General features: G+C 65.8%; 19 protein-coding genes. 17 read left to right on the top strand and 2 right to left on the bottom strand.

The genetic code is table 11. The features are described from left to right. Positions 1 to 28 precede the first annotated feature (28 nt). On the bottom strand, positions 29 to 241 hold the full coding sequence (locus tag ACX12D_RS19325; protein ID WP_043350852.1) for a heavy-metal-associated domain-containing protein: 213 nt from the start codon (positions 239 to 241) through the stop codon (positions 29 to 31). 263 nt (positions 242 to 504) lie between these two features. Here ACX12D_RS19325 and ACX12D_RS19320 point away from each other — a divergent pair, with 263 nt between their 5' ends. The 15 genes from ACX12D_RS19320 to ACX12D_RS19250 all read left to right on the top strand — a co-directional run bounded on the left by ACX12D_RS19320 (position 505) and on the right by ACX12D_RS19250 (position 18,877). Further along, positions 505 to 2,976, top strand: a complete 2,472-nt coding sequence (locus tag ACX12D_RS19320) for a heavy metal translocating P-type ATPase (RefSeq protein WP_459372328.1) — start codon at positions 505 to 507, stop codon at positions 2,974 to 2,976. Next, entirely contained in the window at positions 2,973 to 3,473 is a 501-nt protein-coding gene (gene cueR / locus ACX12D_RS19315; RefSeq protein ID WP_459372327.1) for a Cu(I)-responsive transcriptional regulator, read from the top strand. Before ACX12D_RS19320 ends, cueR begins: the two co-directional genes overlap by 4 nt. Positions 3,474 to 3,523: 50 nt before the next feature. Continuing rightward, on the top strand, positions 3,524 to 4,471 hold the full coding sequence (locus ACX12D_RS19310; RefSeq protein WP_459372326.1) for an alpha/beta hydrolase: 948 nt from the start codon (positions 3,524 to 3,526) through the stop codon (positions 4,469 to 4,471). 170 nt (positions 4,472 to 4,641) lie between these two features. After that, positions 4,642 to 6,342 carry a GMC family oxidoreductase gene (locus tag ACX12D_RS19305; RefSeq protein ID WP_459372325.1) on the top strand — a complete coding sequence of 567 codons (1,701 nt, stop codon included), beginning with the start codon at positions 4,642 to 4,644 and terminating at the stop codon, positions 6,340 to 6,342. A 392-nt stretch (positions 6,343 to 6,734) separates the two neighbouring features. Beyond that, a complete protein-coding gene (locus tag ACX12D_RS19300; RefSeq protein ID WP_441635796.1) occupies positions 6,735 to 7,511 on the top strand; it encodes an ABC transporter ATP-binding protein in 777 nt (258 codons plus the stop codon). Positions 7,512 to 7,520: 9 nt separating this feature from the next. Next, entirely contained in the window at positions 7,521 to 8,246 is a 726-nt protein-coding gene (locus ACX12D_RS19295) for an ABC transporter ATP-binding protein (protein ID WP_043350837.1), read from the top strand. A 95-nt stretch (positions 8,247 to 8,341) separates the two neighbouring features. After that, positions 8,342 to 9,550, top strand: coding sequence for an ABC transporter substrate-binding protein (locus tag ACX12D_RS19290; RefSeq protein ID WP_459372324.1), 1,209 nt, complete (start codon positions 8,342 to 8,344; stop codon positions 9,548 to 9,550). A 179-nt stretch (positions 9,551 to 9,729) separates the two neighbouring features. Then, positions 9,730 to 10,614 carry a branched-chain amino acid ABC transporter permease gene (locus ACX12D_RS19285; RefSeq protein ID WP_043350832.1) on the top strand — a complete coding sequence of 295 codons (885 nt, stop codon included), beginning with the start codon at positions 9,730 to 9,732 and terminating at the stop codon, positions 10,612 to 10,614. Next, complete coding sequence (locus ACX12D_RS19280; protein WP_459372323.1) at positions 10,614 to 11,642, top strand: branched-chain amino acid ABC transporter permease; 1,029 nt, start codon at positions 10,614 to 10,616, stop codon at positions 11,640 to 11,642. Before ACX12D_RS19285 ends, ACX12D_RS19280 begins: the two co-directional genes overlap by 1 nt. A gap of 435 nt (positions 11,643 to 12,077) precedes the next feature. Further along, the gene (locus tag ACX12D_RS19275) at positions 12,078 to 12,470 is read left to right on the top strand and encodes a hypothetical protein (protein ID WP_459372322.1); all 393 of its coding nucleotides are present in this window, start codon (positions 12,078 to 12,080) and stop codon (positions 12,468 to 12,470) included. Positions 12,471 to 12,551: 81 nt separating this feature from the next. Beyond that, on the top strand, positions 12,552 to 13,310 hold the full coding sequence (locus tag ACX12D_RS19270; protein ID WP_459372321.1) for a sulfite exporter TauE/SafE family protein: 759 nt from the start codon (positions 12,552 to 12,554) through the stop codon (positions 13,308 to 13,310). A gap of 408 nt (positions 13,311 to 13,718) precedes the next feature. After that, complete coding sequence (locus ACX12D_RS19265; RefSeq protein ID WP_183034091.1) at positions 13,719 to 14,870, top strand: ABC transporter substrate-binding protein; 1,152 nt, start codon at positions 13,719 to 13,721, stop codon at positions 14,868 to 14,870. Between the two features lie 402 nt (positions 14,871 to 15,272). Beyond that, positions 15,273 to 16,325: a branched-chain amino acid ABC transporter permease gene (locus ACX12D_RS19260; RefSeq protein WP_459372320.1), complete on the top strand. Its 1,053-nt coding sequence runs from the start codon at positions 15,273 to 15,275 to the stop codon at positions 16,323 to 16,325. Between the two features lie 10 nt (positions 16,326 to 16,335). Beyond that, the gene (locus tag ACX12D_RS19255; RefSeq protein ID WP_459372319.1) at positions 16,336 to 18,123 is read left to right on the top strand and encodes a branched-chain amino acid ABC transporter ATP-binding protein/permease; all 1,788 of its coding nucleotides are present in this window, start codon (positions 16,336 to 16,338) and stop codon (positions 18,121 to 18,123) included. Between the two features lie 10 nt (positions 18,124 to 18,133). Then, on the top strand, positions 18,134 to 18,877 hold the full coding sequence (locus ACX12D_RS19250) for an ABC transporter ATP-binding protein (protein WP_459372318.1): 744 nt from the start codon (positions 18,134 to 18,136) through the stop codon (positions 18,875 to 18,877). 264 nt (positions 18,878 to 19,141) lie between these two features. Here the strand turns inward: ACX12D_RS19250 and ACX12D_RS19245 are convergent, their stop codons facing one another. Next, positions 19,142 to 20,086, bottom strand: coding sequence for a LysR substrate-binding domain-containing protein (locus ACX12D_RS19245; protein ID WP_459372317.1), 945 nt, complete (start codon positions 20,084 to 20,086; stop codon positions 19,142 to 19,144). 127 nt (positions 20,087 to 20,213) lie between these two features. On the opposite strand from ACX12D_RS19245, the gene ACX12D_RS19240 reads away from it, so the two are divergent. Then, on the top strand, positions 20,214 to 21,209 hold the full coding sequence (locus tag ACX12D_RS19240; RefSeq protein WP_441635774.1) for a Bug family tripartite tricarboxylate transporter substrate binding protein: 996 nt from the start codon (positions 20,214 to 20,216) through the stop codon (positions 21,207 to 21,209). 5 nt (positions 21,210 to 21,214) lie between these two features. Further along, positions 21,215 to 22,075, top strand: a complete 861-nt coding sequence (locus ACX12D_RS19235; RefSeq protein ID WP_441635772.1) for an N-formylglutamate amidohydrolase — start codon at positions 21,215 to 21,217, stop codon at positions 22,073 to 22,075. Positions 22,076 to 22,078: the final 3 nt, after the last annotated feature.

Raw genomic sequence — 22,078 nt, 5'->3', positions numbered from 1 at the left:
GCCCGTTTTGCTTTGTGCTGCTGCCGGCTCAGCCCGCGGCCTGGGTGCTGCCCTTGACGGGATAGCCGGCAGCCTCGATGGCTTCGCGCAGCGCTTGGCCGCTGGCGGTGGCTTCTACCGTGACTGCCTGCGCGGGGATGTCGGCCGACACCTTCGCGGCGGGATCGAGCGCTTGCACGGCGCGGGTGATGGCGCCGACGCAATGGCCGCACGACATGCCTTCAACCTGGAACTGGATCATCTGGAATCTCCTGTTAGTACCTGGGGTACGGAATCAAGGTGAGCGCCCGGCCGTCCAAAAAGCGTACCTGTCGCTGCGCTGGCCGGGCCGGACTTCGGTCTACCCCTGAAGTTTGCACCTTCCCACCGTGGGAAGCGCAAGGCCTTTTCCGAACGTTCTCGCGCGCGGCACGTGATGAATGCATTGCTTGCGTGCGGGCTTGACCTTCCCAACATGGTAAGGTCCATGATGTGGTTGTCATCACTGTGGACCCGATCCCTGCCATGCCCGCTCACTCCCAACTCCTTCCCGTACCCGGCGCCGCAGCAGGCGCGCCGGCCTCCGAATGGCGGCTGCCGATCGGCGGCATGACGTGTGCCTCGTGCGTGCGGCGCGTCGAGACCGCGCTGGGCAAGGTGCCTGGCGTGCGCCAGGTCGCCGTCAATCTCGCCACCGAAGAAGCCACGCTGCAGGCCGATAGCGCAACCGTGCTGCCGGCCGCCGCCGAGGCCGTGAGGGCTGCCGGTTACGAGGTGCCGCACCAGGCCATGACGCTGTCCATCAGCGACATGACGTGCGCTTCCTGCGTAGCCCGTGTCGAGCGGGCGTTGAAAGCCGTGCCCGGCGTGGTGGATGCGCAGGTCAACCTGGCGACGGAGCAGGCTGAGGTGACCGTGCTGCGCGGTGCCGTGGATGCCGATGCGCTGGCCGCTGCGGTGGCGCGCGCCGGCTATGGCGCGGTGCCGGTCACCGGCGAATTGCCGGCTGGGGCGGTGCCTGGCGAAGGCTTCTGGTCCGGGCCATGGCCGGTGGCGATCTCGGCGGCGCTATCGTTGCCGCTGGTGGCGCCCATGGTGGCCGAATGGTTCGGCGTGCACTGGATGCTGCCGGCCTGGGTGCAGTGGCTGCTGGCCACGCCGGTGCAGTTCGTGTTTGGCTGGCGTTTCTACAAGGCTGGCTTCAAGGCGGTGCGCGCGGGCGCGGGCAATATGGATCTGCTGGTCGCGCTCGGCACCTCGGCGGCATACGGCTTGTCCTTGTGGCTGATGTGGCGTGGCGCGGACGATATGCCGCACCTGTACTTCGAGAGCGCGGCGGTGGTCATCACACTGGTGCGCCTGGGCAAGTGGCTGGAAACCCGCGCCAAGCGGCAGACGGCGGACGCCATCCGCGCGCTGGCCGCGCTGCGCCCCGATAGCGCGATCGTGCGCCGTGACGGCGCCGAGGTGAGCGTGCCGCTGGGCGCGGTGCGGGTCGGCGACGAGATCGTGGTGCTGCCGGGCGCACGCGTGCCCGTGGATGCCAAGGTGATCGAAGGCAGCAGCCATGCGGACGAATCCATGCTGACCGGCGAGAGCCTGCCGGTGCCCAAGGAGCCCGGCGCGCTGCTCACAGGCGGCGCCATCAACTACGAAGGCCGCCTGGTGGCGCGCACGGTGGCGGTGGGCGCGGAGACGGTGCTGGCGCGCATCATCCGCATGGTCGAGCACGCGCAAGCGGCCAAGGCGCCAATCCAGCGCATGGTCGACCGTGTGAGCGCGGTGTTCGTGCCGGTGGTGCTGGGCATCGCGCTGGTTACGTTGCTAGGCTGGGGCCTGTTCGGCGGCAACTGGGAGGCGGCCTTGCTCAACGCGGTGGCGGTGCTGGTGATCGCCTGCCCGTGTGCGCTCGGCCTGGCCACGCCGACCGCGATCATGGCAGGCACCGGCGCGGGTGCGCGCGCCGGCATCCTGATCAAGGACGCCGAGGCGCTGGAAGTGGCGCACCGGGTCAAGGTGGTGGCCTTCGACAAGACTGGCACGCTCACGGTGGGCAAGCCGGAAGTGGTGGCGCTGGCGGTGCCGGCGGGTGCCGGTGACGATGCGGAGCCACGCTTGCTGGCCAGCCTGGCCGCGCTGCAGGCCGGCAGCGAGCATCCGCTGGCGCACGCGGTGCTGGCAGCGGCGCGCGCGCGCGGCATCCACGCGCCGACGGCTACCGATGTGCGTGCATTGCCCGGCATGGGCTTGTCCGGCAAGGTCGATGGCGTGGCGTTGCAGCTTGGCAGCGAGCGCCTGCGTGCCTCGCTTGGCGCAGCGGCGGGTACGCTCGAAGCGCAGGCGCAGGCACTGCAGCAAGCGGGCCGCACGGTGTCCTGGCTGATCGAGACCGGCGCGCGGGATGCGTCGCCAGCGCAAAACCGCGTGGTGGGGCTGGTTGCCTTTGGCGACGCCATCAAGCCTGGCGCGCGGCGCGCGATCGAGCGGCTGCGCGCCGCTGGCGTGCGCACGGTGATGCTGTCCGGCGACAACCAGGGCGCCGCCGCGCGCGTGGCGCAGACGCTGGGGCTGGACGAGGTGCAGGCGGAAGTACTGCCGGCCGACAAGGCCGAGCGCGTGAACGGGCTCAAGGCGGGCGGCACCGTGGTGGCGATGGTGGGCGACGGCATCAACGATGCGCCGGCGCTGGCCGCGGCGGATGTCGGCATCGCCATGTCGACCGGCACCGATGTGGCCATGCATGCCGCCGGCATCACGCTGATGCGCGGGGACCCGGCGCTGGTGGCCGACGCGCTGGCGATTTCGCACCGCACCGTGCGCAAGATTCGCGAGAACCTGTTCTGGGCCTTCTTCTACAATGTGATCGGCATCCCGCTGGCGGCGGCCGGCCTGCTCAACCCGGTAGTGGCCGGCGCGGCCATGGCATTCTCCAGCGTGAGCGTGGTCGGCAATGCGCTGCTGCTGCGGCGCTGGAAGCCGGCGGGAGAGCAAGCATGAATATCGGCAAGAATATCGGCGATGCGGCACAGGCCTCCGGCGTCTCCGCCAAGATGATCCGGCACTACGAGTCCATCGGCCTGCTGGCACCACCGCCGCGCAGCGAGGGCGGCTACCGCCGCTACGACGAGCGCGCGGTGCACACCTTGCGCTTCGTGCGGCGTGCCCGTAATCTCGGGTTCTCGCTGGACGAGATACGCGGGCTGCTGTCGCTGTGGCACGACCGCGCGCGGGCCAGCGCCGACGTCAAGGCGCTTACCTTGCGCCACGTGGCGGACCTGGAGCAGCGCATTGCCGAGCTTGCCGCCATGCGCGACACGCTGCGCCAGCTGGCCGAGGCGTGCAGCGGCGATGCGCGGCCCGACTGCCCGATCCTCGCCGATATGGCGCAGGCGGGATTTGGCCTGGCGGCGGAGGAAGTGGAAACGGGCGGCGGCAGCAATGGCGCGGTGCCGGCCTGCCATCGTCACGGCGAGGACAGCACCGCGGCCTCCTAGCCAGGAAAGGCCGGCGGCATCGTAGCGGAACGCAGATGGAGATCAACCGAATGGATCGACCGAGTACCGCTGCTTGCGCCGAGCCGGCCGCCATCGGCGCCGATGGCGCCGGCCCTGCCGAGGAGGCCCCCGCGCGGCCCGTCACTCCTATCGAAAGCCGCCAGCGCATGCGTGACGGCACCGAACTGTTCTTGCGCACCTGGCAGCCCGATCCCGAGTTGTTCCCGGAGCCCGCCGGTTCGCTATTGCTGGTGCACGGCCTGGCCGAGCATTGCGGCCGCTACCAGCACGTGGCGGAGCTGCTGTGCGGCCTGGGCTTGCGTGTGCGCGCCTACGACCAGCGCGGCCACGGCGCCAGCGGCGGGCCGCGCATGGTGGCGGAGCATCCGGATGTGTTCGTTGAAGACCTCACCGAAATCCACGACGCCGCGGTGGGCCAGTGGCAGGAGCTGCCGTTCCTGCTGGGGCACAGCATGGGCGGGCTGGTGGCCGCGCGCTTCGCCACCGCGCGCGTGCGGCCCATCCGCGCGCTCGTGCTGTCATCGCCGGCGCTGGCCTTGAGGCTGTCGGCCCCGATGCTGGCCCTGCACCGCATGCTGCTGACGCTGGTGCCGCGCCTGCGCGTGCCTAACCCGATCGACGCGCGCTACCTGTCGCACGACGCCGCGGTGGTGGCGCAGTACCGCGCCGATCCGCTGGTGCAGGGCACCATCAGCGCCGGCGTGCTGGAGACCTTCGTGCGCGGCATGGCGCAGGCGCAAACCGACGCGCCCATGCTGGAAGCGCCCATGCTGATGCTGGTGGCGGGCGACGATCGCATCGTCGACCCGGCCGGCAGCCGCCGCTTCTTCGACAACGCGCCGCCCGACCTGCGCGACGCGCTCTGGTTCGACACCGGCTACCACGAGATCTTCAACGAGGCACAGCCGCTGCGCGGCGAGGTGCTGGCCGCGCTCACCGGCTGGCTGCGCAAGCATCTGCAGCCGCAGGCGACGTGAGCGTGCATGATGTGCGCCTGGCTGCCGTCAACTGAACCATTGCACGCAGCCACGGCCCAAGCTCGGCATGCCGCGCATGGATGCATGCATTTGCCATCCTGGCGGGATGTTCCCGCGCGGACTCATCATCAACCGTTCCAAACGTGGCGCAAGGCCTGACAAGAGAAAGCATGGAGACTTACGACTACATCATCGTCGGCGCCGGATCGGCCGGCTGCGTGCTGGCCAACCGCCTGACCCAGGACCCCGAGGTGAGCGTGCTGCTGCTGGAAGCCGGCGGGCGCGACGACTACCACTGGATTCACATCCCGGTGGGCTACCTGTATTGCATCGGCAACCCGCGCACCGACTGGATGTACCGCACCGTGGCGGAAGCCGGCCTGGGCGGCCGCTCGCTGGGCTACCCGCGCGGCCGCGTGCTGGGTGGCTCGTCGTCGATCAACGGCATGATCTATATGCGCGGGCAGCGCGAAGACTATGACGACTGGGCGCGCCTGACGGGCGACGATGGCTGGCGCTGGGACAATGTGCTGCCGCTGTTCAAGCGCAGCGAGGACCATCATCGCGGCGGCGACGAATTCCACGGCGCGGGTGGCGAATGGCGGGTGGAAGGGCAGCGCTTGCGCTGGGACATCCTGGAGCGCTTTATCGATGCCGCCGAGCAGGCCGGCATCCCACGCACTGATGACTTCAATCGCGGCGACAACTTTGGCGTGGGCTATTTCGAGGTCAACCAGCGCCGCGGCATCCGCTGGAATACCGCGAAGGCGTTCCTGCGCCGTGCGGCGGAGCGGCCGAACCTGACGATCGTCACCGGCGCCCAGGTGAGCGCGCTGACGTTCGAGGGACGCCGCTGCACCGGCGTGGACTATCTCGGCGGCGGCAATCCATTCACGGTGGCCGCGCGCGAGGAGGTCATCCTGGCGGCGGGCGCGGTCAACACGCCGCAGTTGCTGGAACTGTCCGGCATCGGCCAGCCCGAGCGGCTGCAGGCGGCGGGCATCGCGGTGCGCCATGCCTTGCCCGGCGTGGGCGAAAACCTGCAGGACCACCTGCAGCTGCGCAGCGTGGTCAAGGTGGAGGGCGTGCGCACGCTCAACACGCGCGCGGGCAGCTGGTGGGGCAAGCTTGGCATCGGCCTGCAGTACGCGGTCAACCAGAGCGGCCCGATGAGCATGGCGCCGTCCCAGCTCGGCGCCTTCGCGCGCTCGGATGCATCGTATGCGCGGCCCAACCTGGAGTACCACGTGCAGCCGCTATCGCTCGACAAGTTCGGCGATCCGTTGCATCGCTTCAATGCGTTCACGGCCAGCGTGTGCAACCTGCGCCCGACTTCGCGCGGCAGCGTGCACATCGCCGATCCGGATTTCCGCCACGCGCCGGTGATCGCGCCCAACTATCTGACGACCGACGCCGACCGCAAGGTCGCGGCGGATTCGCTGAGGCTGACGCGGCGCATCGTGGCCTCGCCCGCGCTCGCGCCCTACAAGCCGCAGGAATGGCTGCCGGGCGCGGCGTTCGAAACCGACGAGCAACTGGCCCAGGCCGCGAGCGAGATCGGCACCACCATCTTCCATCCGGTGGGCACCTGCCGCATGGGCCGTCCCGATGACCCGCAGGCCGTGGTGGACCAGCGCCTGCGCGTGATCGGCATCGATGGCTTGCGCGTGGTCGATGCGTCGATCATGCCGCTGATCACCTCGGGCAACACCAACTCCCCGACCATCATGATCGCGGAGCGCGCCAGCGACTTGATCCGCGAGGACCGGCGCCGGCGCGCGAGCGGCGTGGGGCAAGGGGCCGCCCACGGTGCTGTTTCCCCTGCGGGGGCTTTGCCGGCCATCAAAACGGGAGCCACAACCCAGGCTTGAGTACGCTGCCTGCCGCGGACGCGCGGCAAACACGTGGCAAACCTGACACCAACCTGACATCTGGTTCATGTTTCATAATCAGTGCAAACCCGGATGTTTTGCGACGCAGCAGACGCACACAATAGACGCCGAGATGCCGTGCAGCACCGCTCACATTGGCGCGCCCCCACAAGGGCGCGTCGCGCGTTCCGGGACGGGCGCGCGCGGCGGACATCCAGGCAGCAATAAAAGCGGTAAATAAAACCAAGCGGCGCGAGAGCCGCAACAGCCACGGGGAGCGCAACTGGATTGGCGTGACCTGTGCGGTGGTGGTGCGACTGGCACCACAGTTCTGACCATTTGGCGGTGCCGACCAGAAGCCGGCGCCGCAGCAAGAGGGCGGGCAGGAGACCATGAATCAGCAAGAAACGATCCTGGAGACGCGGAACCTCACCAAGGAGTTCAAGGGGTTCACCGCGGTAAGCGACGTCAACCTCAAGGTGCGGCGCGGCTCCATCCATGCCTTGATCGGCCCCAACGGCGCCGGCAAGACCACCTGCTTCAACCTGCTGACCAAGTTCCTCGAGCCGACCACGGGCACGATCCTGTTCAACGGCATCGACATCACCCGCGAGAAGCCGGCGCAGATCGCCCGGCGCGGGGTGATCCGGTCGTTCCAGATCTCTGCCGTGTTCCCGCACCTGACGGTGCTGGAGAACGTGCGCATCGGGCTGCAGCGGCAACTTGGCACTTCCTATCATTTCTGGCGCAGCGAGGGCACGCTCGACGCGCTGAACGCGCGCGGCATGGAACTGCTGGAGCAGGTCGGGCTGACCGATGTGGCGCAGACGGTAACGGTCAACCTGCCGTACGGCCGCAAGCGCGCGCTCGAGATCGCCACCACGCTGGCGATGGAGCCGGAGATGATGCTGCTGGACGAGCCGACCCAGGGCATGGGCCACGAAGACGTGGCGCGCGTCACCGAGCTGATCCGCAAGGTGGCGGTGGGGCGCACCATCCTGATGGTGGAGCACAACATGAACGTGGTCTCCTCGATCGCCGACAAGATCACGGTATTGCAGCGCGGCGCGATCCTGGCCGAGGGGCCGTACGCCGAGGTATCGAAAGACCCGCGCGTGATGGAGGCCTACATGGGCACCGTCGAGGCTGAACTGCAGGGCGCGCACTGAGGAGCCAGGATGAGCACAACGCCCGCACTAGAAATCAAGGACCTGCACGCCTGGTACGGCGAATCGCACATCCTGCATGGCGTGGACCTGACCGTGAATGCCGGCGAGGTGGTGACGCTGCTGGGGCGCAACGGCGCCGGGCGCACCACCACGTTGCGCGCCATCATGGGCCTGACCGGCCAGCGCAAGGGCTCGATCCGCGTCAACGGCACCGAGACCATCGGCATGCCGACGCACAAGATCGCGCACTGCGGCATCGGCTATTGCCCGGAAGAGCGGGGCATCTTCGCCAGCTTGTCGTGTGAGGAAAACCTGATGCTGCCGCCGCTGCTGAAAGGGCAGGGCACCAGCGCGGTCACCGGCATGAGCGAGGCCGAGATCTACGAGATGTTCCCCAACCTGAAGGAGCGCCGCCAGAGCCAGGGCACGCGCCTGTCGGGCGGCGAGCAGCAGATGCTTGCCGTCGGGCGCATCCTGCGCACCGGCGCCAACCTGCTGCTGCTCGACGAGATCTCGGAGGGCCTTGCGCCCGTGATTGTGCAAGCGCTGGCGCGCATGATCCTGATGCTCAAGAAAAAGGGCTACACGGTGGTGATGGTGGAGCAGAACTTCCGCTTTGCCGCGCCGCTGGCCGACCGTTTTTATGTGATGGAACACGGCACGATCGTCGAGCGCTTCGCGGCTGCGGAGCTGCAGGCCAAGATGCCGGTGCTGAACGAGCTGCTTGGGGTCTGATTCGAATCGGCGCGCGGCGCTGTCATGAATCGCAGGCATTGTTTTAGGGCAGGAACGGGTGGCGTCAGGTGCCGCCGAAACTAAGGAGACAGACAATGAAGATGACTCGGCTGGCGGTCGCTCTGGCGGCTATCGCAACGGGCGTGGCAATGGGTTCGGCATCGGCGCAGGTCTCGGGCGATACCGTCAAGATCGGCTACATCACCGACATGTCCGGCTTGTACGCCGACATCGACGGCCCGGGCGGCCTCGAAGCCATCAAGATGGCAATCGAGGACAACGGTGGCAAGGTGCTGGGCAAGCCGATCGAGCTGGTCTCGGCCGATCACCAGAACAAGGCCGACATCGCTGCCTCGAAGGCGCGCGAGTGGATGGACCAGCAGGGCCTGGACGTGCTGATCGGCGGCACCAATTCCGCTACCGGCCTGGCCATGAACAAGGTGGCCTCGGAGAAGAAGAAGGTCTACTTCAATATCGGTGCCGGCTCGGCGCGCCTGACCAACGAAGAGTGCTCGCCGTACACCGTGCACTATGCGTATGACACGGTGGCGCTCGCCAAGGGTACCGGCAGCGCGGTGGTCAAGCAGGGTGGCAAGTCGTGGTTCTTCCTGACCGCCGACTACGCCTTCGGCCACTCGCTGGAAAACGATACCGCGGCCGTGGTGAAGGCCAACGGTGGCACGGTGGTGGGCTCGGTGCGCCATCCGCTGTCGGCCTCCGACTTCTCGTCGTTCCTGCTGCAGGCGCAATCGTCCAAGGCGCAGATCCTGGGCCTGGCCAATGCCGGCGGCGACACCATCAACTCGATCAAGGCGGCCAAGGAATTCGGCATCACCAAGACGATGAAGATCGCCGGCCTGCTGATGTTCATCAACGACATCCACAGCCTGGGCTTGAAGAACACCGAAGGCCTGCTGATGACCGACAGCTGGTACTGGGACATGAACGACGATACGCGCAAGTTCGCCGCGCGCTTCTTCACCAAGATGAAGAAGATGCCGAGCAGCTTGCAGGCCGCCGACTACTCCGCCGCGCATACCTACCTGAAGGCGGTCGAGGCAGCCAAGACGGATGATCCGGACAAGGTCATGGCCGAGCTCAAGAAGATGAAGATCAACGACTTCTACACCAAGGGCTACATTCGCCAGGACGGCCGCGGCATCCACGACATGTACCTGATGCAGGTGAAGTCGCCGGCCGAATCGAAGAAGCCGTGGGACTACCTGAAGGTGGTGGCCACGATCCCGGGTGAGCAGGCTTTCACCACGGTGGCGGAATCGAAGTGCGCGATGATGAAGAAGTAAGCGTCTGAACTGAGTTAAGTTGCGTTGAGTTGATTGAGGTATGGCGCCCCCGCCCGGGACCGTTGCAAGTTGACCGGGTTCGGGAGCGGGGGCCAGTGTCTTTCTTCGCTTCATTTTGACAGCGCCTGCCTGGCGGGGAACGACGAATCCCGGCTGGTGCGCAAACGGTAACGCCTGCGATGGACATCTTCGGTATTCCTCTGCCCGCCATGCTGTCCCAGTTACTGCTGGGACTGGTCAACGGTGCCTTCTATGCGATGTTGAGCCTCGGCCTTGCGGTCATCTTCGGGCTGCTCAACGTCATCAATTTTGCCCACGGGGCGCTGTTCATGCTCGGCGCGGTCCTGGCCTGGATGGGCATGGAGTACGCCGGGCTCAACTACTGGGTGATGCTGGTGCTGTCGCCGCTGGCGGTGGCGCTGATCGGCATCGTGATCGAGCGCACCATGCTGCGCTGGATCTACAAGCTCGACCATATCTACGGCCTGCTGCTGACGCTCGGCATCACGCTGGTGATCGAAGGCATTTTCCGCTCGATCTATGGGGTGTCGGGGCTGCCGTACTCGGCGCCCGAGGCGCTGAGCGGCGCCACTGATCTCGGCTTCATGATCCTGCCGAACTACCGGGCCTGGGTGGTGGCCGCCTCGCTGGTGGTGTGCTTCTCCACCTGGTACCTGATCGAGAAGACCAAGCTGGGCGCCTATTTGCGTGCCGGCACCGAGAACCCCAAGCTGGTTGAAGCCTTTGGCGTCAACGTGCCGCTGATGGTGACGCTGACCTACGGGTTCGGCGTGGCGCTGGCGGCGTTTGCCGGCGTGCTGGCTGCGCCGGTGATCCAGATCTCGCCGCTGATGGGGCAGAACCTGATCATCATCGTGTTCGCGGTGGTGGTGATCGGCGGGATGGGCTCGATCATGGGCTCGATCCTGACCGGCCTCGGCCTGGGCGTGATCGAGGGCCTGACCAAGGTGTTCTATCCCGAGGCCTCCTCCACGGTCGTGTTCTTCATTATGGTGATCGTGCTGATGCTGCGCCCGGCCGGGCTGTTCGGGAGGGAGAAGTGATGAACCAACCAACCGGCGCGGCAGTGGCCGCGGGGCAGACAAGACAGGGGCGGGGCGTGCAGAAGAAACTGTTGTACGGATTGTTGCTGGCAGCTCTGGTCCTGGCGCCGATGGCCGGGGCGTATCCGGTGTTCGTGCTCAAGGTGCTGTGCTTCGCGCTGTTCGCATGCGCCTTCAACCTGCTGATTGGCTATACCGGGCTGCTGTCGTTCGGCCATGCGGCCTTCTTCGGCGGCGCGGCCTATACGGCCGGGCATGCGATGAAAGTGTGGGGCGTCACGCCGGAGGTCGGGCTGGTGCTGGGCACGCTGGCGGGTGCCTTGATCGGCTACGTGGTCGGGTATATCGCGATTCGCCGGCAGGGCATCTACTTCTCGATGATCACGCTGGCGCTGGCGCAGATGCTGTTCTTCTTCTGCCTGCAGGTGCCGTACACCGGGGGCGAGGACGGCTTGCAGGGCATTCCGCGCGGCAAGCTGTTCGGTGTGTTGTCGCTAGCCAACGATCTGACGCTGTATTACGTGGCGCTGGCGATCATCGTGGCGGCCTTCGCGCTGATCGTGCGGACCGTGCATTCGCCGTTCGGCCAGATCCTCAAGGCGATCAAGGAAAACGAGCCGCGCACCATCTCGCTGGGCTACGATACGGACCGCTTCAAGCTGATGGTGTTTGTGCTGTCAGCGGCGCTTTCCGGGCTGGCCGGCTCGATCAAGGCGCTGGTGCTGGGCTTTGCCACCCTGACCGACGTGCACTGGTCCATGTCGGGCTCGGTGATCCTGATGACGCTGGTTGGCGGCCTGGGCACGCTTTCGGGCCCGCTGGTCGGGGCTTTCGTGGTGGTGGCGCTGGAAAACAAGCTTGGCGATATCGGCAGCTTCCTGGCCTCGACGACGGGTATCGAGTGGTTCAACTCACTGGGCGAATCCGTCACAATGGTGACCGGCGTGATCTTCGTGATCTGCGTTTTGACGTTCCGCCGCGGCATCATGGGCGAGCTTCTTGCCCGCTTTGGGAAGGCCCGGGAGTGATCGTGGGGCAACATGCCCGGTTTTGGGGCTAGGGTTTCTTCTAGCTTGCTCGAAACGCACCGCTTCGTTACATTCCATATACGGTTTTCGCAGGTTAAATGGAGGCGGAAGCGAGGAGACGACAGGCGCGCAGTCACTAGGCTGCAGTGTCAATATAAGATAAGGGCGTTGCTGGGTGATCCTCGGCAACGCCTTTTTTAATTTGCGGGTTGAATGCCCCTTCCTGGTGCGTGATGTGTTCGCCATGCGGGATCGTTGTCAAAGCGACCAATTGCGCATGCGACAATGTGGCCTTGCCATCGGGCCCGCCATGCCGTCAGATTCCCCCTCTCTTATTCCTTCCCCGCCTGAATCCGCCATGCCCCGGCCTCGATACGCCTGGCCGATGCTGGCGATGCGCAAAACCTGGGCGCCTGGCTGCAATCGCGGCACGCATTGCCCGTAGCGGCGGCGCGCGCCCGGCAGGCGCTGCTGGAGGGCCTGCTTGCCCGGCCCGAGCGCGGGGCCTGCGTGGTGGCGCAGGCCAGCGTCGGCACGGATCTGCTCGGTTGCCTGCCCGTTACGCTGATACCGCATCTCGAACTTGCCGGCCTTGCGGCGCTTGCCACCGAATGGTGGGCCGGTGACGTGCCGGCGGACACGGGTGCCGCCTTGCTGCTGGATTGCTGCGGCCTGCTGGCCGGCTGGTGCAGCGCGCATGGCGTGCGCCATCTGTTGCTGGCGCCAGCGCTGCTGGCGGCGGCGCAGGCCGCACCGGCGGGTTTTGTGCCGCATGCCAGCGGCCTGTGGCATCTCAATTTGTCGCCAGCCGCCAAGATGCTGGGCTGACGCTTCGAGCGCGCCCGCCGCGCTGGGTTCGCCTCCTTCCCTCGCTCCCTCCGTTTTTTCTTCTTTCGTCTCCCCGCGTCCATGGAATTCGCGTTTCTTGCTGTTGCCGCTTTTCTTGCCGGCCTGATCGATGCTGTTGCCGGCGGTGGTGGCCTGGTGCAGATCCCCGCGCTGTTTTCAGCCTATCCCAACATGGCGCCGGCCACGCTGCTCGGCACCAGCAAGGTGGCGTCGCTGGCCGGTACCACCAATGCGGCGCTGCGCTATGGCCGCAGCGTGCGCATCTACTGGGGCGCGACCTTGCCGACGATGCTGTCGGCCTTTGCCTTCTCGATGGCGGGCGCTTACGCGCTCACGCTGATTCCCGCGGCGCCGCTGCGCAAGTCGCTGCCCTTTATCCTGGTGGCCCTGCTGGTCTATACGGTGGCCAAGAAGAGCCTCGGCACCGAGCACGCACCGTCGCTCTCCGGCGGCAAGGAGCGCGCCGCGGCGTTGCTGGCGGGGGCCGTGATCGGCTTCTACGATGGTGTGTTCGGGCCGGGGACCGGCAGCTTCCTGATGATCGTGTTCGTGCGCGTGTTCGGCTACGATTTCCTGCACGCCTCGGCATCGACCAAGGTGGTCAACCTCGCCACCAACCTGGCGGCCCTGCTGCTGCTGGCGGCGAAGGGGCACGTCTGGTGGCAGCTCGGGCTGGTCATGGCGCTGGCTAACGTAGGCGGCAGCCAGATTGGCAGCCGCCTCGCGCTCAAGCATGGGAGCGCCTTCGTGCGGCGCGTGTTCATCGTGGTAGTGGCAGCGCTGATCGTGAAAACCGCCTGGGATGCGTTCGGCCGCTGAGGGCCGGTTTGCGGCCGTGTCGCTTGCATGCTGCGATGCGGGTTAATCCCGCTAGCCCGGCGATATGCCTGTTGCTAGACTCGCTACGCATTCCCGACCAAGCGGTCGGTGAATGAGCGGCCGGCGCGGCGCGCCATGGCATTGCCTGGCGAGCCCTGCCGAGCGCCGCCGGGGATCACGCGCAGGACGGGAAATGGGGCAGGGCGGATTCGGATTCGCCCATCGCCCCGGGGTAGCAGGCAGGCGCCGGCGTTGCGCCTGGATACGGGCCAAAAAAATGCGACGAAAGGGCACCGGCACAATAAGATCCACCAGGACAAATCAGACCAGAAGACCAGATTGAGGCATCCGACTGGCCGCAAGGCGGCACGGGTGCCTCTTCCGTTTGCCGCAATGGAAGGAGACACGATGACATTCAAGCGCGCCAGCCTGCTGGCTCTCGCCGCAGCCAGCCTGTGCGCCGGCACCGCCAGCGCACAGGTCAAAGTCGGGGTAACGCTGTCGGCCACTGGGCCCGCCGCCTCGCTGGGCATTCCCGAGAAGAACACCATCTCGCTGCTGCCCAAGGAGATCGCTGGCAAGAAGATCGAGTACATCGTGCTCGACGATGCGTCGGACACCACCACCGCGGTCAAGAATACGCGCAAGCTGATCAGCGAAGACAAGGTCGACGTGATTGTCGGCTCAACAGTGACGCCCAACTCGCTGGCCATGGTCGATGTCGTCGCCGAGAACGAAACGCCGATGATCACGCTGGCCGCGTCGGCCCGCATCATCGAGCCGATGGATGCCAAGCGCGCCTGGGTCTTCAAGACGCCGCAGAACGACTCGCACATGGCCACCGCCATTGCCGAGCACATGACCAACCACAACGTGAAGACGGTTGCCTTTATCGGCTTCGCGGACGCCTATGGCGATAGCTGGGCGCAAGAGTTCGCCAAGGTCGGCGAGATGCGCAAGATCAAGGTGGTGGCCAACGAACGCTTTGCGCGCACCGACACCTCGGTCACCGGCCAGGTGCTCAAGATGATGGGCAGCAACCCCGACGCCGTGCTGATCGCAGGCTCGGGTACGCCCGCGGCGCTGCCCGCCAAGGCGCTCAAGGAGCGCGGCTGGAAGGGCAAGATCTACCAGACCCACGGCGTGGCCAACGCCGACTTCCTGCGCGTGTGCGGCAAGGATTGCGAAGGCACCTTCCTGCCGGCCGGCCCGCTGCTGGTGGCCGAGCAACTGCCCGACACCAACCCGGTGAAGAAGCCCGCCATCACCTACAAGACGGCTTACGAGAAGGCATTTGGCGGCCAGGTCTCGACCTTCGGCGGCCATGCCTGGGATGCCGGCCTGCTGCTGCAACGAGCTATTCCCGAGGCGCTGAAGAAGGGCCAGCCGGGCACCAAGGAGTTCCGCAAGGCGCTGCGCGATGCCATGGAGCAGACCAAGGAGCTGCCGATTTCCCACGGCATCATGAACATGACGCCGACCGACCACCTTGGCCTGGACCAGCGCGCGCGCGTGATGGTGGAGATCGTCGACGGCAAGTGGAAGCTGCAGACCAAGTAAGCGGCGAAGACTGGCTGCATTTGAAGCAAAAAGGGCGCATGGCCAGCCATGCGCCCTTTTTGTTGGTGCTGGCTCATGCCGGCCCACGCCATTGCGCGACTACTGGCAATCCCGCACTTGACACCGCATCCGCCATGCGAGATCTTTAACGTGTTAATGAATTTGAAGTTTGCCGGGACGAGCAAGACGGCAAGACGGCCATGGTGCGCTGCGGATATGCTGCACTCGGCATCTGCATAGCTTCCCGTCTGCCGTGCCAGATTGCCGATGCGGCACTGCGCAATCTAAGGGTTCGTCGGGATTTCCGCTATGCGTAAGTTGTTTCATATTTCGTAACTCGTAATTTCACAAGCCAGCCGGCCTCCCTCCGCCGGCCGGACTCACCAACAAGACGGGGAGACAATGGACCTCTCGATCGCCGCCATCCTGGCGCAGGACGGCATCACCTCGGGCGCCATCTATGCGCTGCTCGCGCTGGCCCTGGTGCTGGTGTTCTCGGTGACCCGCGTCATCTTCATTCCGCAAGGGGAGTTCGTCGCCTATGGCGCGCTGACCCTGGCGGCGATCCAGTCCGGCCATGCGCCGCAAAGCAGCTGGCTGCTGCTGGTCATGGGCGTGCTGACCTTTGTCTACGAGACGGTCACCGTCCTGCGCAGCGCTGAACTGCGCCGGACGGCGCCCAGGCGGATCGCCGTGCTGGCCGGCAAGTACCTGGTCTTCCCGCTGGCCGTGCATCTGCTGGCGCAGAACTTCGACGGGCAATCGATGCCCATGCTGGCGCAGATCGCGCTGACGCTGCTGATCGTGATTCCGCTCGGGCCCATGCTGTACCGCCTGGCCTACCAGCCGCTGGCCGAGGCCAGCACGCTGGTGCTGCTGATCGTCTCGGTGGGCGTGCACTTTGCGCTGGTGGGGCTGGGGCTGGTGATGTTCGGCGCTGAGGGCTCGCGCACCGCGCCTTTCTCCGAGGCGCGCTTTGAAGTGGGCAGCCTGACGATCTCCGGGCAGAGCCTCTGGGTGGTCGGCGTATCGGCACTGATGATCGCGGGGCTGTATTTCTACTTCGAACGCACCATCGCCGGCAAGGCGCTGCGTGCCACGGCGGTCAATCGCCTGGGTGCGCGGCTGGTCGGCATCGGCACAACGCAAGCCGGGCGCCTGTCGTTCACGCTGGCAGCGGCAATGGGCGCGCTGTGCGGAATCCTGATCGCGCCGCTGACCACGGTGTACTACGAGTCGGGCTTCCTGATCGGCCTGAAGGGCTTCGTCGGCGCCATCGTGGGCGGTCTGGTGAGCTACCCGGTGGCGGCCGCCGGTGCCATCCTGGTGGGGCTGCTCGAATCGTATTCGTCCTTCTGGGCCAGTGCGTTCAAGGAGGTCATCGTGTTCACCCTGATCCTGCCCGTGCTGCTGTGGCGCTCGCTCACCAGCAAGCATGTGGAAGAAGAGGAATAAGGGACACGCCATGAATACCAACCTCAAGAACCGAATCTTCCTGCTGGCCTTCGCGGTAGTGCTGGCGCTGTTGCCTGTGCTGCCCACGCCCGAATTCTGGATCACGCTGGGCAACTACATCGGCCTGTACAGCATCGTCGCCATCGGCCTGGTGCTGCTCACCGGCGTGGGCGGCATGACCTCGTTCGGCCAGGCCGCTTTCGTCGGGCTCGGCGCTTACAGCACCGCCTACCTCACCACGCAGTTCGGGCTGTCGCCCTGGCTCGGCCTGCTGGTCGGGCTGGTGATCACGATGGCCTCGGCCTATGTGATCGGCCTGATCACCATGCGCATGTCGGGCCACTACCTGCCGCTCGCCACCATCGCCTGGGGCCTGTCGCTGTTTTTCCTGTTCGGCAACCTGGAATTCCTCGGCAAGTACGACGGCCTCAACGGCATTCCCGTGCTGCACGTGCTTGGCATCGAACTGGCTTCCGGGCGCTCGATGTTCTACCTGATCTGGGCCGTGGTGCTGGTGTCGGTGATCGCCATGCAGAACCTGCTCAACTCGCGCCCGGGCCGCGCCATCCGCGCGTTGAAGGGCGGCGGCACCATGGCCGAGGCGATGGGGGTGAACACCGCATGGATGAAGGTGGTGATCTTTGTGGTGGCGGCGATGCTGGCCTGCATCTCCGGCTTCCTCTATGCGCATCTGCAGCGCGCGGTGAACCCCACGCCGTTCGGGCTGAACTACGGCATCGAGTACCTGTTCATGGCGGTGGTCGGCGGCGTAGGCCACGTGTGGGGCGCGGTGCTCGGCGCCGGCATCCTCACCATCCTGAAGGACGTGCTGCAAGGCGTGCTGCCCAAGCTGCTGGGCGCCAACGGCAACTTCGAAACCATCGTGTTCGGCGTGCTGATGGTGCTGCTGCTGCAATACGCGCGCGATGGCATCTGGCCGTTCGTCAAGAAGCTGTTCCCCAACGGGCCGCCGGTGCTGGCACCGGCGCAAGCGCTCGCGCTGCCGTTGCGCGCCAAGCCGCAGGCCGGCGAACTGATCCTGGATGTCAAAGCCGCGCGCAAGGAGTTCGGCGGGCTGGTGGCGGTCAACGACGTGAGCTTCCAGGTCCGAGCCGGCGAGATCATCGGGCTGATCGGCCCTAATGGCGCGGGCAAGTCCACCACCTTCAACCTCGTCACCGGCGTGCTGCCGGCCACGCGCGGCGAGGTGCTGTATCGCGGCGAGCAGATCTCCGGGCTGCCTTCGCGCGAGATCGTCAAGCGCGGCATCGGCCGCACCTTCCAGCACGTGCATCTGCTGCCCACCATGACCGTGCTGGAGAACGTGGCCATCGGCGCGCACCTGCGCGGCGACTTTGCGCCGCAAGGCGGCGTGACGGCAGCGATCCTGCGCATGAACAAGAACGAGGAGGCCAAGCTGCTGCACGAGGCCGCGCGCCAGCTCGAGCGCGTGGGCCTGGCCGAGTGCATGTACATGGAGGCCGGCAGCCTCGCGCTGGGCCAGCAACGCATCCTGGAGATCGCGCGCGCGCTGTGCTGCGATCCCGCGCTGCTGTTGTTGGATGAGCCCGCGGCAGGGCTGCGCTACAAGGAGAAGCAGGCACTGGCTGAGCTGCTGAAGAAGCTCAAGGGCGAGGGCATGAGCGTGCTGCTGGTCGAGCACGACATGGACTTCGTGATGAACCTGACGGACCGGCTGGTGGTGATGGAGTTTGGTACGCGCATTGCGGAAGGCGTGCCTGAGGACGTGCAGAAAGACCCGGCGGTGCTCGAGGCCTACCTCGGCGGCGTGGAGTAAGGAAACGACAATGAGCCTGATCCTGGAAGTGAAGGACCTGCACGTGCGCTACGGCAAGGTCGAGGCCGTGCACGGCGCGAACCTGAAAGTGGAAGCGGGAAAGATCGTCACGGTGATCGGCCCCAATGGCGCGGGCAAGTCCACCATGCTCAACGCCATCATGGGCGCGCTGCCGGTGAGCGGTTCGTCCACCGGTGCGGTGACCTACCTCGGCCACGACCTCGCCGGGCTGCCGGTGGAAGGGCGCGTGGCGCGCGGGATGTGCCTGGTGCCGGAGAAGCGAGAGCTGTTTGGCTCGATGAGCGTGGCGGACAACCTGATGCTGGGTGCCTATCGCCGCAAGCGTGCGGGTGAGAAGAACTTCCTCGACCAGATGGAAGTGGTCTACGGCCTGTTCCCGCGCCTGAAGGAGCGGGCGAAGCAGGACGCCGGCACGCTGTCCGGGGGCGAGCGCCAGATGCTGGCGGTGGGCCGCGCGCTGATGGCCAAGCCGCAACTGCTGATGCTGGACGAGCCGAGCCTGGGGCTGGCGCCGCTGATCGTCAAGGAGATCTTTCACATCATCAATGACCTGCGCAAGACGGGGGTGGCGACGCTGCTGATCGAGCAGAACGCGCGGGCGGCGCTGCAGGTGGCGGACTACGGGTACGTGATCGAGACCGGGGATATGGCGATGGAGGGGCCGGCTGCCGAGCTCGCGGCCAATCCGAAGGTGATCGAGACGTATCTGGGGTTGGCGAAGAAGGCGGCTTAGCGCTTTTCTGCTTTTTGGAATTCTCTAGAATAATAACGGCGAACATTGTTCGCCGTTATTATTTGTGTGGTGCATTTTTTGATGTGGCCGATTTGTCGGCGACATTGTCAGTTGGATAGCGCAGCAGTGGGTACGCTTTAAATTCACGATATGAATACATCTATCTTGAAGCTTGATATCTGTATTTATTATGCTGATGGTCTAGCTGCTAGATGGTGAGATATATGCGCCTGATGGATGTCATTTGGCAAATGAAGGTCAGTTCTATTTTTCTGGTGAATTTTCTTCATTGAGCTGAAGCACATCCGGATCCTGTGCCGCCACGCCCAGCAACCATGCGCGAAACTGCGCAAACGCCGGATGGTCCCGCCGCTCCCGCGGTGCGCACAGGAAGTAGCCGCGCGTCAGCCGGATCGGCAAATCGAACGGCGCCACCACGCGCCCCGCAGCGATCTCATCCCGTACCAGGCAGCGCTGCAGCACCGCCACGCCCATATCCGCCTTGACCGCTTGCACCAGGATCGAGACCTGGTCGAAGCCTTTCGAGAGCGTGGGCGCAGCACTGGGTACGCCGGCGGCGCACAGCCAGTGCTGCCAGTTTGCCGGCGCGGTGGTGTGATAGAGCAGGGGCTCATCGAGGAGTTCGGCGGGCTCGGACCAGCGGCCGGCCTCGTGGCGGGCGCGAGCGCGGTCGGGGTGGCAGATGGGCACCATCTCGCTGCCGATCACGTAGTCGGATTGCAGGCCTGGCCAGCGATCCGGCGTGCCCGGCAGGATGGCCGCATCGGGCGCGGGGCCTGAAAAGTCTTCATCGCGCCGGTAGGGCACGAAGTCCAGGCGGACATCAGGGTAGCGGCGGTGGAAATCCGGCAGCCTGGGCACCAGCCATACGCTGGCCAGCGTGGGCACGGCCGACAGCGTCAGGTGGTGCTGGCGGTCACGGGCGAGGAGGGCGGCGCTGGCGCTCTCAATGGCTGCCAACGGACCGGCCACGGCCTCCAGCAGCTGCTTGCCAGCATCCGTCAGCGTCAGTCGATGTGCGTTGCGCTGGAGCAGAGGTTGGCCAAAGTGGGATTCCAGCCGGGCAATCGCACGGCTGATCGCACCCTGGGTTACGCACAGGTCTTCGGCCGCGCGCGTGAAGCTGCCCAGCCGCGCGGCGGCGGCAAAGGCATGGAGTTCGGACATCGAGGGCGAGCGTAGCCGCATGCGGTGGGGGTGGGTGTGCCGAGAATGATCTTTGGTAATGCAACCGTGCAATATAGTCGTTTGTGCGGACTCGGTAAACTCCCGACACTTGGCGAGTCAACTCATAGAAATCCAAGGAGAAGTCCGCATGATCCGAGCCCAACTGCCGCGCCGGCATTTTGTCTTGTCTTGCCTGGCGGCATGCGCCAGCCTGACCACAGCCGGCGGTGCGCAAGCGCAGGCCAACTATCCGAACAAGCCGATCCGCCTGATCGTGCCCTTCGCCGCGGGCGGCTCGACCGACCTGTCGGCACGCCTGGTCGCGGAGTTCGGCGGGCGCGAGCTGGGCCAGTCCATTGTGGTGGAGAACAAGGGTGGCGCCGGTGGCTCACTGGGCATGGAGCAAGTCGCCCGCGCGGCGCCGGACGGCTACACCATCGGCATGGCGACGGTCAGCACGCACGGCTCGAACCCGGCTGTCTATCCGAAGCTGAACTACGATCCGATCAAGGATTTCGCGCCAGTCACCAACGTGGTGGCCATCCCGAGCGTGTTCGCTGTGCACCCCAGCGTGCCGGCCAAGACCATGCAGGAGTTCGTCGCGCTTGTCCGTGCCAACCCCGGCAAGTACAGCTTCGCTTCTCCCGGCGCCGGCTCGCTTGGCCATGTGAACATCGAGAATTTCATGATGCTGGCCAAGATCGACATGCTGCACGTGCCGTACAAGGGCGCGGGCCTGGCGCTCAACGATGCGGTGGCAGGGCAGGTCAATGCCATTACCGACAACCTTTCGTCCACGCTGCCCCACGTGAAATCGGGCCGGCTGCGCGCGCTGGCCGTGCTCGGTTCCGCCCGTTCGCCGCAGCTGCCCAATGTCCCGACCTATGCGGAGCTGGGCTATAAGGAGATGGGCGATGGCGGCTGGTTCGGCATCGTCGCACCCGCCGGCACGCCGCCGGCCATTGTGGCCAAGCTCAACGACGCCATCCACAAGGCGATGCTGAATCCCGAGTTCAAGCGCAAGGTGGAGGAGTCCGGCGGCACGCTGGTGCCGACCACACCGGACGGCTTCAAGGTGCAGATCCAGCAGGCAATGGCGCGCTATGCACGTGTGGCCAAGGCCGCCAATATCAAACTGGACTGATGGCGATGAGCGACAACTTCGAGCCCTTTGTCCGCTTCTCGCCCTCGGCCCAGACGCTGCCGCTGGTGTGCGACTCGCCGCATAGTGGCACCCGTTACCCGCAGGACTTCCGGGCGGCCATCCCCACGCAGCGGCTGCGTGCCGGCGAGGACACGCACATCGACGCGCTTTGGGAATCCGTGCCGCGCGTCGGCGGTACGCTGATCGCGGCCAATTTTCCGCGGGTCTACATCGATCCTAATCGCACGCTAGATGATCTGGACCCCGACTTGCTGGACGGCACCTGGCCCGAGCCACTGGCGCCAGGCGAGAAAACTCGCCTCGGCTACGGGCTGATCTGGCGCAACATGGATGCGGCCACGCCGATCTACGACCGTAAGCTCTCGCTGCAAGAGGTACGCGACCGGATCGACCGCTACTATCGCCCCTACCATCAGGCGCTGTCGGAAGCGGTGGAGGATACCTATCGGCGCTTCGGGGCGGTCTGGCATCTGAACCTGCACTCGATGCCGAACAATGCGTACGAGCGCCTCAAGATTCAGAGCCCGCATCCGCTGGCGGATTTTGTGCTGGGCGACCGCGATGGCGCCACCTGCGAGGCTGGCTTTGTCGGGCTGGTGGCGTCGGAGTTGCGCGCGCTGGGATATACCGTGGCACGCAATGATCCGTATAAGGGCGTGCAACTGATCGCGCAGATCGGCCGTCCGGCCGAACGGCGTAACAGCTTGCAGATCGAGATCCGCCGGCCCTTGTACATGGATGAAGTGACGCGAGAGCGCAACAGTGGCTTCGACGAACTTCGGACAAATCTTGGCCGACTTGTCGAGCGCATCGGCGTTTATCTGAGCGAGCAGCGCAGACCGTAAGTG

Source organism: Cupriavidus sp. PET2-C1 (assembly GCF_054515855.1).
Note: the sequence above shows the minus strand (reverse complement) of the source record. Positions and strands in the feature narration are given on the sequence as shown.